Raw genomic sequence first — 11,513 nt, forward strand, 5'->3', positions numbered from 1 at the left:
TAAATTGCCTGCTCATGCTTGCGAACGTAAAATTAATGTGTTGTTAATTTTTAGGTCAGTCTGACAAACAAGAGGCAAGAGAGAAAGGGGCGAGCCCAACCCCCGGCACTTGCTTGATAGTTGTGGCTGCTTGCTTCCGCACCTGACCAGATTGGCTACCTTACAATGCGGGGAGGCCCGCGGACACTATTGTAACGCAAAAAACCTTTTTTACCGGCTTATTTTTTCAGCGGGCTGGTTTTCTAAGGTGGATGACAAGCATGAGAAATGACCAATAATCTACCTTCTTATAATGACATACAGGCTTATTTTTTCACGGCATAATCATCCCTATTTTCAACCAATACTGTGGTAATCATTATGGCAGCTAACGGACCCATGACCGCCTCTGAAATTGCCCGCGAAACCATCAAGCAAATGGCTGCGCGTCGCGTGGAGCCGACGCCGGACAATTACACGCAAATTTATTTTGAGGTGGCCGGCAAGCCAACAAAAGAAGATGCCGCAAGTGCACTGCGTAAAGCACTTAAACAGTTGCCACATGATTCATTAGAGCAGACAAACTGGATCAACCGCTGGGAAAAATTACTCAAGCAGGACAACTGGCAGGGGCTTGGCGAATTATTGACCGAGTCTATGCAGTCTCAGTTGAACCATTCGACCAAATGGCCAAAGGCAATACGTACTTTGCTGCAAGCCTGGGATGACAAGCGCAGTGGTGTGGATGTTGCCAGAAAGCGTGAAACATTAGAACGTGTGCTGATCAACTTTGGTAACGATGAAACCTTGGCAGACAAGCTGATTGGCATGGCGAATCATTGGCTACCTGCAGATGCGCGGGCTGAAGGAGTGCCTCTGACCAATACGGCAGATTTGCCTGCTGTCGAAGAGGTAGCCAATGTTTCTAGTGAAGCCGCTAGTCTGCCTGGTGAAGTACAACAGTTTCATGGTGCTTTCACCATCTTGCAAACGCTCTTGAAACAAACCTTACAATTAGGATTGATTCCTCGCCTGGAAGGCTATCCTGATTTACAAGCTGAGGCCGTAGCCTTGCAAGAAAGTACTGAGCGTGCCAAAAAACTCAAGGAATGGGAATCGCTGGCTAAATCCCTTAAAGCCTTGTTGTTACGGGTGGAAGTGATAGGTGCCAAAGAAGATGATGTCCGTGGTGATATTATTGATCTCTTACATTTGCTCCTTTCCAACATTGGAGAACTGGTGGCAGAGGATGGCTGGCTCAGTGGCCAGGTATATGCCGTGCAGTCCATTATCAGCGGTCCGCTAGACAGAACCAAACTCAAGCAGGCAGAAAAAAGCCTCAAAGAAGTGATTTATAAACAAAGCCTGGTAAAACATAGCCTGATCGAAGCACGTAATTCGTTCAAAGCCATGATCAGTACGTTTATTGACAAGCTGAAATACATGGGGGATGCGAGTGAATTATATGGTGGCAAGATCGAAAGTTACGCTCAAGAGCTATCGAAAACGGATGACCTAATTAAAATCAATGAGTTGGTAAATCATTTGATGCGAGATACTTCCGTGATGCAGACGGATATCATGCGTTCGCGTGATGATTTGCTGAATCAGCAGCGGGTGGCGAGTGATACCCAGTTGCGCATGCAAAAGTTGCAAGAAGAGTTGCAGCAATTGAGTGAAGTCGTTCGGATTGATCAACTGACAGGGGTACTCAACCGGCGCGGTATGGATGAAGCATTTAATACCGAAATCGCCCGTCACCGTCGTAGTGGCGAGTCACTGAGTGTGGCCTTGCTTGATATTGATAATTTTAAAATACTGAATGACCAGCATGGGCATGCTGCAGGCGATTCTGCACTCAAGCATCTGGCAAGCGTGATCAAGCGTGCAGTCAGGCCAACCGATATTGTGACCAGGATGGGTGGCGAAGAGTTTGTGGTCATACTGCCCAATACCAACCTGAACGAAGCGGTAGTGACCATGACGCGCTTGCAGCGCTCGCTGACCAAGGAGTATTTCCTGGGCAATAACCAGAAGCTACTGATTACTTTCAGTGCTGGTGTGGCGCTGTTTAAGGTTGAGGATGACGTGGCAACAATTTTGCTGCGGGCCGACCAAGCGATGTACCTGGCGAAGAAGAGTGGCAAAAACCGTGTGATGACCGAACTCGACCTGGAAGCCAACCCATAACTATTTTGGACATGTACCACGGTATTCAAGCGCTTTCCTCCTAAAACGGTGGTAGGCATACCCAGCCACGCTTTGGCATGATATGCTAATTGGCATCTTGATTGAGGTGCCAATTGTCCACTCCTTTTATCCATCCATCTACTGTCAGTTCCTCTCTCGGCAACGTTCCTGTCGATAGTGTCAAGGATGCCTTGCATGAAAGCGAGCGCAGATTTTCAGCGATTGTTTCCAGCATCCCCGGTCTGGTATTTCAAATGCACATGGCCGAAGATGGTCAAGTGGTGTTCACCTACCTGAGTGAGGGCTGCGAGGCACTGTTAGGCATTCCTGCTGCGGCTTTGCTTAAGGACGCGCAAACCTTGTTTCAGGCCATGGAAGAGCATTCAGCCAGCCAGTTCAAGCAGAAATTGCAAAAGTCGGCTAGACATCATAAGCGCTTGGATTGGGAAGGGCGGATATGGATTGCTGACTGGCAAGACATGAAATGGGTGAATATCCGGGCGACTGTACGTGATTTGGGGCAGGGTGCTGTGCAGTGGGATGGCATCATGCTCAATATCAGCCAAAGTAAACACGAAAAGCAAGAGATTGAGCAGGCCAGGCGTGATTTGCAGGCACTGACTGCGCATATTCACCAGGTCAAGGAGCAGGAGCGCGTCAGTATCGCGCGTGAAATTCACGATGACCTCGGTGGCAATCTTACCGCAATGAAATTAGGTCTTTCCACCATCATCCAGCAAATCGAAGAATCTCAGCCTGTGAATATGGAACAAGCAACCATGCTGCAGGCCATCATTAATCAAACCTTTGACGCAGTGCATCGTATTTCAGGGAATTTACGGCCTAATATACTGGACCTTGGCCTAGTGGATGCACTCGAGTGGCAAGTCAATCAGTTTAAAAAACAATTGGGTGTTACTGCTAGATTTTTGACCAATTGCCGTGATCTGGAGTGTGATGCCGACCAGTCTATGGCATTGTTCCGTATCTGCCAGGAAGCACTTTCAAATATTGCCAAATATGCGCAAGCCAATCAGGTTGCCGTGGAACTGTCCCTCAACGGTGACGTATTGTTCATGACCATTTCAGATGACGGGATAGGCATCGCGCCTGCCGATAAAATCAAGCCTAATTCCTTTGGTTTGCGTGGCATGCAAGAGCGTGCCGCGGCTTTGGGTGGAGAGTGCCAGATTGTAGCTGCAGCCCAGGGAACAGGCACCTGTATTGAAGTGCGTACTCCATTGATTGCCATCTCGTCGTGACAGAACCGCCGTAGCGTTTTACAATAAATTGACAAGACCAATTTTATATTGGCAACACTGAGGAAATAGCTTGGATACTAAAATTAGAGTCATTATTGTGGATGACCATGCCATTTTACGTTCTGGCATCAAGCAGATATTGATTGCCAGCGGTGATATTGAAGTGGTAGGGGAGGCGGAAAATGTAGCGCAGGCAATCAGGTGCGTGCGAGAGTTGAGCGCTGATGTGATGTTGCTGGATATCTCCTTGCCGGATAAAACCGGCATTGAGGCACTCAAGCTGATTAAACGCGAAAATGCTGCGCTCAATATCCTGATGTTATCGATGTATATGGAGGAGCAATATGCCGTACGCTCTATCCGCTCTGGGGCATCCGGTTATTTATGCAAACATACCGCTTCAGAAGAATTGTTGACGGCGATTCATACCCTGGCCAAAGGCAAGAAATATATCACCCCGAATGTGGCAGAAATTCTGGCCGAGCAGGTGGGGACAGACCATAATATTGCACCACATGAGATATTGTCAGATCGGGAGTTTCAGGTCATGCGACTGATCGCTTCTGGCCTCTCTGTGAGTGAAATAGCTGATAAGCTCGCTTTATCAGTCAAAACAGTCAGTATGTACCGTACGCGCCTGCTTGAAAAGATGCATCTCAAACACAATGCGGATATCACGCATTATGCGATCAAGAATCAGCTGGTTTAATGATAGACCTGAAAATAAAAAAAGCCTCAAAAGAGGCCTTTTTTATTTTTAATCAATTAACTAGGATATTTTCTTCGCGTAATTGATTAAGCCGTTGGTTGAGCTGTCAAACCCTGTCACGGCTTCCGGTGTATTCAATTGTGGCAGAATTTGGCTGGCGATTTGCTTGCCGTATTCCACGCCCCACTGGTCGTAACTGTTGATGTCCCAGATAATACCCTGCACAAAAATCTTGTGTTCATACAAGGCAATCAGCTTGCCCAGGGTGTAAGGGGTCAGCTGTTTGAACAGTATGGAGGTCGTTGGACGGTTACCTTCGAATACTTTGTGCGGTAACAAGTCTTCCAGTGCTTCGCCACTCAGTCCCTGTTTTTCGAGTTCTGCACGCGCTTCTTCACGGGTTTTACCCAGCATCAATGCCTGTGTTTGAGCCAGAAAATTGGCGAGCAGGATTTTGTGGTGCTGATCGTCTGGGCTGCCCACTTTGTAATGGCTGTTAGCTGGCATCAGGAAATCAGCGGGCACCATTTGCGTACCCTGGTGTATCAGCTGATAGAATGCGTGCTGACCGTTGGTGCCAGCTTCACCCCAGATGACTGGTCCAGTTTTATAGCTGACGCGGCTGCCGTCACGGCAAATGAATTTACCGTTACTTTCCATATCGGCTTGCTGCAAATAAGCTGCAAAGCGAGACATCCCCTGGTCGTAAGGCAAGATGGCGTGAGTATCCACATGGAAGAAGTTGTTATACCAGATGCCGAGCAATGCCATGATAACAGGCATGTTCTGTTCCAACGGCGCAGTCTGGAAGTGCTGGTCCATGGCGTGTCCACCAGCCAACATTTGTTCAAAGTTGTCCATGCCCACATACAGGGCGATCGATAAACCGATGGCTGACCACAAGGAGTAGCGGCCACCCACCCAGTCCCAGAAAGCAAACATGTTCTTGGTATCTATGCCAAATGCTTGTACCGCTTTGGCATTGGTGGATAAAGCCACAAAATGTTTGGCCACATGCTGGTCTTGCTGGGCTGCGTTTAGGAACCAACGGCGAGCGGAATGGGCGTTGGTCATGGTTTCCTGCGTGGTGAATGTTTTGGAAGCCACAATAAACAAAGTAGTTTCCGGATGGCAGGTTTCCAGTACACGCATCAGATGCGCACCATCAATGTTGGAAACAAAATGCGCTTTCAAATCCGGGCTTGCATATGGTTTCAAGGCGTCGCAAGCCATCACTGGACCCAAATCAGAGCCGCCAATACCAATATTCACGATGTCGGTAATACGCTTGCCAGTGTAACCAGTCCACTGACCGCTACGCACCTGCTCAGTAAAGCTACGCATTTGTGCCAGCACGGCATTGACTTCTGGCATCACATCCTTGCCATCGACATACACTGGTGTATTGCTACGGTTGCGTAGTGCGGTGTGCAATACAGCACGGTTCTCGGTGATATTGATTTTTTCACCGCTGAACATGCGGCTGCGCCAGTGCTCAATATTGGAGTCACGCGCCAGTTGAAACAGGTGTGCTAAGGTTTCTTTTGTAATGCGGTGTTTGGAGTAGTCGAGCAGGACATCTTCTACGGTGAGGCTAAACTCTTCAAATCGTTTCGGGTTTTGTTTGAACAGGTCGCGCATTTGAACATTGCGCATTTCAATTTGATGCTGGTTCAGCGCGTGCCAGCTCGGGTGTGTGGTTAGTTTTGCCATGTTATGTTGTTGCTATCGTTTTTCAAGTCAATTAATTTTTGGGGGCTTGCAAGCACATGGTCCGGCCATGTCTTGCATAGCAATATCTTTACTACCAGTTTACATGCCGCATACAGTGTAACCAGTTATTGTAACTGAAGTATGACACCTGCCAGTGGCGGCAGATCCACACTGATGGAGACAGGGTTGTTCATCCAGGGAATAGCGTCGCTCTGACAGCCATGACCATTGCCTAAATTGCTGCCACCATAACAAGCGGCATCACTGTTCAACACTTCTTTGTAGTAACCCGGTTGCGGTACGCCCAAACGATATTGATGGCGCGGTACTGGTGTGAAATTTAACACTATTATAACAAAACTATGCTCATTGCCGCGTCTGATGTAGCTCAATATTGACTGCCCGGCATCTTCACAGTCTATCCACTGGAAGCCTTGAACGTCAAAATCATGCACATGCAACGCAGGCTGCTGGCGGTAAAGTCGATTGAGGTCGCGGCTGAGTGATTGAATCCCTCTGTGCAATGCATGCTCTGGGTTTGTTTCTTCCAGCAGGTGCCAGTCCAGGCTTTGGTTGACGCTCCATTCACGGTGCTGGCCAAATTCGTTACCCATAAAATTGAGTTTTTTGCCTGGCATGGTCATCTGCATGGTCTGTAGCAGGCGCAGGTTGGAAAACTTTTGCCAGGTATCCCCTGGCATTTTGTCCAGTAATGACCGTTTTCCGTGTACGACTTCATCATGAGAGAAGGGTAGTACAAAGTTTTCGGAATACGCATACATCTGCCCAAACGTCAGGCGGTTATGATGGTATTGGCGGTAAATCGGATCTAGTTGCATGTAGGTAAGGACATCATTCATCCAGCCCATGTTCCATTTCATGCTGAAACCGAGTCCACCCGCATACACTGGACGGGAGACAGCCGGCCAGGCTGTGGACTCTTCCGCAATGGTGAGTGCACCCGGAAAGCGCTCGCCGACCATGAGGTTGAGCTGTTTGAGGAATTCGATGACATCCAGATTCTCACGTCCACCGTAAGCATTGGGCAGCCATTCACCGTCTTTGCGGGAGTAGTCAAGGTAAAGCATGGAGGCCACAGCATCTACACGCAGCCCGTCAATGTGAAACTCCTGCAACCAGTAATAAGCGTTGCTTAGCAAAAAATTACGGACTTCATTGCGGCCATAGTTGAAAATATAAGTGCCCCAGTCCATATGCTCACCCAATCGGGGATCTGCATGCTCATACAACGCGGTGCCGTCGAAACGTGCCAGGGCCCAGTCATCTTTAGGGAAGTGGCCAGGCACCCAGTCCAGAATCACACCGATATTGGCGGCATGGCAACGATCAATAAAATACTTCAAGTCATCTGGACTGCCATAGCGCTGGGTAGGGGCAAAGTAGCCAGTGACCTGGTATCCCCAAGATTCATTGAGCGGGTGTTCGGCCACGGGCAACAACTCTATATGGGTATAGCCCATATTGACCAAATGCGGAATCAAGACATCAGCCATCGCCCGGTAACTCAGAAAATGCCCGTTCTGGTCGCGTTGCCAGCTGCCCAAATGCACTTCATAACAATTGAATGGTGCATGCAGCCAATCAAGTTGTTGACGTTGTTGCAACCAGGATTCATCTTGCCAGACATAGCGACTCTGGCAGATGCGGTTGGCCGTTCCGGGCCTGGCTTCAAAGGCTTTGCCATACGGGTCAGCCTTGAGCATGATGTGGCCGTGCTCGCGATTGCGTATCTCAAATTTGTATAAATCGTGTTCGGTCAACTGCGGTATAAACAGCTCCCACACGCCGCTACTGCCCAGCACGCGCATGGCATGTACTCGGCCATCCCATTGGTTAAAGCTACCAACCACGCTGACACGCTCTGCATTAGGCGCCCAGACGGCAAAGCGCACGCCAGCAACACCATTGATGGTCATCGGGATTGCGCCCAGTGTGTTATACGCTTCGTATAAGCGACCTTCGCCAAACAAATGCAGGTCATCTTTAGATAAGGTGCTGCCAAAGCCGTAGGCGTCGAAAGTCTCGTAGCTGGTTTGTTGACCTCTCAGGCGAATTTTCAAGGCAATCGGACCAGTTAAAGGCATTACCGAAGTATAAAGAAATAGCCCCTGCTGATGTGCCAAGGTCATTTCTTGCCAGTCCTGATCAGCCTTCACATGGATACTTTCGGCGTGTGGCAAAAAGACGCGCACATGCCATGGGCCTTGCTTGCCTTCTGCATGCACACCCAGATACTCGAATGGATTGTGGTGGGTGGCGTCTAAAATACGTTGCAGGTGCAGTGTGTCTGCATGGGGAGGGGTGACCGTAGGTTTGGCTGTCATGCTCGCGATGTCCATTTGACTAGCCTCAATCCTATCAAAAAAAGTTAAGATTTACGTCATTTGTATTTGAAATTTCGTTGTCTTTACCCGAATTATCATGCAGACTGTGAGTGCCAGACCTGCGGCTATCCAGCGTTGTGCTGTCTTTGTTCCACTGACATCGCTGCCCTGACTGCGGGCTGATTTTCAGGATCAGGAAAACAGGAAATAGCATCATGTCCCAAGCTGCAGAGTTTGTCGAACGTCGTAAAGTTAACCGGCGACAAGAACGTCCTTCCGACCGGTTTATCAGTAACCTGACTAAAAATACCGTTGCCATTATCCTGGCCGGTGGCCGTGGCAGTCGCTTGAAGAACCTGACAGACTGGCGTGCGAAGCCGGCTGTACAGTTTGGCGGTAAATTCCGCATTATCGATTTTCCATTATCCAATTGCATTAACTCAGGTATCCGCCGTATTAATGTTGCGACGCAATACAAGGCACAGAGCCTGATCCAGCACGTACAACGAGGTTGGGGGTTTTTGCGTGGCGAGTTTAATGAGTATGTGAACATCATCCCGGCACAGCAGCGTTTGGGCGAAGAGTGGTACAAAGGTACGGCAGATGCCGTATACCAGAATATAGACCTGTTGCGCGAGAATGGCGGTGAATACATTTTGGTGCTGGCGGGTGACCATATTTATAAAATGGACTACGGAAAAATGCTGGCGACGCATGCACGCAGCAATGCTGATATGACGATTGCCTGCATCAATGTGCCGTTGGAAGATGCCAAAGGATTTGGTGTCCTTGAGGTGGATGGGACTGACCGCGTCATCGCTTTTGACGAAAAACCAGCACAGCCCAAACCCACGCCCAACAATCCTGAGGTGGCTTTTGCCAGCATGGGGATTTATGTATTCAATGCCAAGTTTTTGTATGAGCAGCTGATCCGGGATGCCTATGACCGCAAGTCCAACCACGATTTTGGCCAGGACATTATTCCCTACATCATCAAAAAATATCGCGTACAAGCCCATCGCTTTACCGATAGTTGCGTCGGTGCACAAAGTGATAACTATTACTGGCGCGATGTTGGCACTATAGATGCATATTGGGAGGCCAATATGGAGCTCACCAAAGTCATCCCCGAGCTGAACCTGTATGACAGTGAGTGGCCGATCTGGACTTACCAGGAGCAACTTCCACCAGCCAAGTTTGTCTTTAAGGATGAAGGCCGTACCGGTAAAGCCACAGACTCGTTAGTGTCTGGCGGCTGCCTGATCAGTGGTTCTTGCGTGTCTAACTCGGTATTGTTTTCTGGAGTACATGTCGCAGACTACTCTGACCTGGATGGCGCCGTTGTCCTGCCTAAAGTCAGGATCAATGAAGGGGTAGTCATGCGGAATGCGGTCATCGACCGTGGTTGCGAAATACCGGCTGGCATGCAGATTGGCGTAGACCTCGATAGAGACAGGAAGCGTTTTTATGTCTCTGAAAAAGGCATCGTACTGGTGACGCCAGATATGCTGGGACAGGATTTGTATCGTGTGAAATAACATCAACATTGATAGGTAATATGGAAAAGAGGTTGAGGGATGTCCGATAAAAAATTGCTGTTAAACCTGTATTGGCACATGCATCAACCTGATTACCGCGATCTTGTGACCGGGGCTTACGTACTGCCCTGGACCTATCTTCATGCGCTCAAGGATTATAGCGACATGGCCTATCACCTGGAGCAGATTCCTGCCGCCAGGGTGACTTTCAATTTTGTACCTATTCTGGTGGAGCAACTGCATGATTATGCCGAACAGGCGTGTAGCGGGGTGTGGCGCGATCCATTATTACACCTGCTCGGAAACCCCGACCTAGACCATATTTCTGATGTTGAATGCCAGTTAATCGTCGATAGCTGCTTCAAGGCGCATCATGAAAAAATGCTGAGCCCGTTTCCGCATTACCAGCGTTTGTTGAAGTTGTATGAGCTGGTTGCACCGCTCATGCAAAACGGCCAGTTTCATTACCTTTCTGCCCAATACAAGGCTGATTTACTGGTTTGGTATCACCTGGCCTGGACGGGCGAAGGCTTGCGGCGCAAGAATAAAACCGTGCAGGCCCTGATGCAAAAAGGGGTTTTATTTACGTTTGAAGACCGGCTGGCATTGCTGGGGGTGATCAGTGAAACCTTGCAGGGTATTTTGCCGCGCTACCAGGCATTGTTGGCAAAAGGTCAGATCGAAATGTCGACAACCCCCTATTATCATCCGATACTGCCGCTGTTGATAGACTTGAAAAGTGCGCATGATGCGATGCCTAAAGCGCCTCTTCCTCAGGCCGCAACCTACCCAGATGGCTACACACGCGCCATTTCGCATGTGGAAGCAGCCCAGCTATACCATGAAAAAGTATTTGGTCAAAAGGCCACCGGGATGTGGCCAGCTGAAGGCGCAGTCTCGCATACTGCACTTTCTCTACTTGCCGAACAGGGTATTGCGTGGGCTGCGACGGGGCAGGGTGTACTAGCCAACAGCTTGCGCAAGCTAGGCCTGCCGCATGAGCACGCTCAACAATATCTCTACCAACCTTACAAAATTACCAATGGCCAGCAGGATGTCGTCTGCTTTTTCCGTGATGACCAGTTATCAGACAAAATTGGCTTTGAATACTCCAAGCAATACGCCAGTGAGGCCGTGAATGATTTCGTGCAGTCGCTGGAATCCATCCTGGCCAATAGTGACGATAAAACGCCGGTTGTGAGCGTGATTCTGGATGGTGAAAATGCCTGGGAATATTATCCTTACAACGGCTATTACTTCCTGCAGGAACTTTATCAGGCGCTCGCCCATCATCCTGATATCCAGATGACAACATTTAGTGACATTCTGACCATGCAGCAAACACAGCAATTGCCTGAGCCAACACTATTAAATGATATCTGTGCCGGTAGCTGGGTCTATGGCACGTTTAGCACCTGGATAGGTGAACCGGCAAAAAATCGCGCCTGGGATTTGTTATGTGAAGCCAAGCGCCAATATGACCAGCATGTGCATGAGTTGTCTGCAGATGCCAAGGAAAAATGCCAGCAACAGTTAGCCTTGTGCGAAGGTTCAGACTGGTTCTGGTGGTTTGGCGATTACAACAATGCGCAGAGTGTCCAAAGTTTTGACCAGCTATACCGTCGTAACCTGAGCAATCTCTATCATTTGCTCGGGTTGACGCCGCCCAGTCACCTGTCTCAGCCCATTAGCCTGGGTGGCGGTGATGCCGAAAATGCAGGCACCATGCGCCGTGGGCAATCCTGACCAGTTTTAATTTTATCTGAATGCCAATCAC

7 protein-coding genes and 1 other RNA gene are annotated in these 11,513 nt (G+C 49.0%); 5 read left to right on the forward strand and 3 right to left on the reverse strand.

Annotation, left to right across the window (positions count from 1 at the left end; translation table 11 throughout):
- Nucleotides 1-85 precede the first annotated feature (85 nt).
- Nucleotides 86-182, reverse strand: an RNA gene (ffs, locus tag ACJ67_RS14620) — signal recognition particle sRNA small type.
- A gap of 178 nt (nt 183-360) precedes the next feature.
- Here ffs and ACJ67_RS07150 point away from each other — a divergent pair.
- The 3 genes from ACJ67_RS07150 (at nt 361) to ACJ67_RS07160 (ending at nt 4,140) form a co-directional block, all read left to right on the forward strand.
- The gene (locus tag ACJ67_RS07150; RefSeq protein ID WP_231587279.1) at nt 361-2,169 is read left to right on the forward strand and encodes a GGDEF domain-containing protein; all 1,809 of its coding nucleotides are present in this window, start codon (nt 361-363) and stop codon (nt 2,167-2,169) included.
- 113 nt (nt 2,170-2,282) lie between these two features.
- Entirely contained in the window at nt 2,283-3,431 is a 1,149-nt protein-coding gene (locus tag ACJ67_RS07155; RefSeq protein WP_049638487.1) for a sensor histidine kinase, read from the forward strand.
- Nucleotides 3,432-3,501: 70 nt separating this feature from the next.
- Complete coding sequence (locus tag ACJ67_RS07160) at nt 3,502-4,140, forward strand: response regulator transcription factor (protein WP_049638488.1); 639 nt, start codon at nt 3,502-3,504, stop codon at nt 4,138-4,140.
- 60 nt (nt 4,141-4,200) lie between these two features.
- Here the strand turns inward: ACJ67_RS07160 and pgi are convergent, their stop codons facing one another.
- Nucleotides 4,201-5,853 carry a glucose-6-phosphate isomerase gene (gene pgi, locus ACJ67_RS07165; RefSeq protein WP_049638489.1) on the reverse strand — a complete coding sequence of 551 codons (1,653 nt, stop codon included), beginning with the start codon at nt 5,851-5,853 and terminating at the stop codon, nt 4,201-4,203.
- A 125-nt stretch (nt 5,854-5,978) separates the two neighbouring features.
- Entirely contained in the window at nt 5,979-8,198 is a 2,220-nt protein-coding gene (glgB, locus tag ACJ67_RS07170) for a 1,4-alpha-glucan branching protein GlgB (RefSeq protein ID WP_049639816.1), read from the reverse strand.
- 215 nt (nt 8,199-8,413) lie between these two features.
- On the opposite strand from glgB, the gene glgC reads away from it, so the two are divergent.
- The gene (glgC, locus tag ACJ67_RS07175; protein WP_018985399.1) at nt 8,414-9,736 is read left to right on the forward strand and encodes a glucose-1-phosphate adenylyltransferase; all 1,323 of its coding nucleotides are present in this window, start codon (nt 8,414-8,416) and stop codon (nt 9,734-9,736) included.
- Nucleotides 9,737-9,775: 39 nt separating this feature from the next.
- A complete protein-coding gene (locus ACJ67_RS07180) occupies nt 9,776-11,482 on the forward strand; it encodes a glycoside hydrolase family 57 protein (protein WP_049638490.1) in 1,707 nt (568 codons plus the stop codon).
- The last annotated feature ends 31 nt before the right edge of the window (nt 11,483-11,513 follow it).

It is taken from the genome of Methylophilus sp. TWE2 (genome assembly GCF_001183865.1).
Taxonomy (GTDB): domain Bacteria; phylum Pseudomonadota; class Gammaproteobacteria; order Burkholderiales; family Methylophilaceae; genus Methylophilus.

Coding starts and splice junctions, on each gene's coding strand:
- ACJ67_RS07150 (WP_231587279.1), top strand. CDS start 361: ATGGCAGCTAACGGACCCATGACCGCCTCTGAAATTGCCCGCGAAACC.
- pgi (WP_049638489.1), bottom strand. CDS start 5,853: ATGGCAAAACTAACCACACACCCGAGCTGGCACGCGCTGAACCAGCAT.
- glgB (WP_049639816.1), bottom strand. CDS start 8,198: ATGACAGCCAAACCTACGGTCACCCCTCCCCATGCAGACACACTGCAC.
- glgC (WP_018985399.1), top strand. CDS start 8,414: ATGTCCCAAGCTGCAGAGTTTGTCGAACGTCGTAAAGTTAACCGGCGA.
- ACJ67_RS07180 (WP_049638490.1), top strand. CDS start 9,776: ATGTCCGATAAAAAATTGCTGTTAAACCTGTATTGGCACATGCATCAA.